We start from the raw sequence: 381 nt of genomic DNA on the forward strand, positions 1-381 counted from the left end.
GGCCGGAAGAGTCCCCAATGTGGCGGGCGTTTGAGGCAAAGGGGTCGATGAAATGACCCTTGAGGTGAATTTTGTTCTCGCGTGCGAGGGCGTCTCGGATGCACCTCTTGTTTCGGTCATCCGAGAACTCCTCCTCGACGCTGGCGCAACCAGCGCCTACGGCGAATCTCTGCCCATGTCTGCAACCGTAGAAGACAAGGTCCATCGGGTTCTGCGAGAATTCACTGGTATTAATCTTCTTTTCGTCCACAGGGATTCTGATTCCCGAAACCACGACCATAGGTATAACGAGATACGCGACGGAGCGGACAAGGCCGGGTGGGAGCTTCCGCTCGTAGCAGTGGTCCCCGTGCACATGACCGAGGCGTGGCTACTGACTAG

At 57.0% G+C, this 381-nt stretch carries 1 protein-coding gene; it reads right to left on the reverse strand.

What is annotated here, in order from left to right:
• Positions 1–250, reverse strand: a 250-nt coding sequence (locus BIU91_RS19205) for a hypothetical protein (protein ID WP_216099680.1), incomplete at its 3' end; no start/stop codon positions are given.
• Positions 251–381: the final 131 nt, after the last annotated feature.

Origin of the sequence: Curtobacterium sp. MMLR14_002 (genome assembly GCF_001864975.1) — a bacterium.
Classification (GTDB): Bacteria; Actinomycetota; Actinomycetes; order Actinomycetales; family Microbacteriaceae; genus Curtobacterium; species Curtobacterium flaccumfaciens.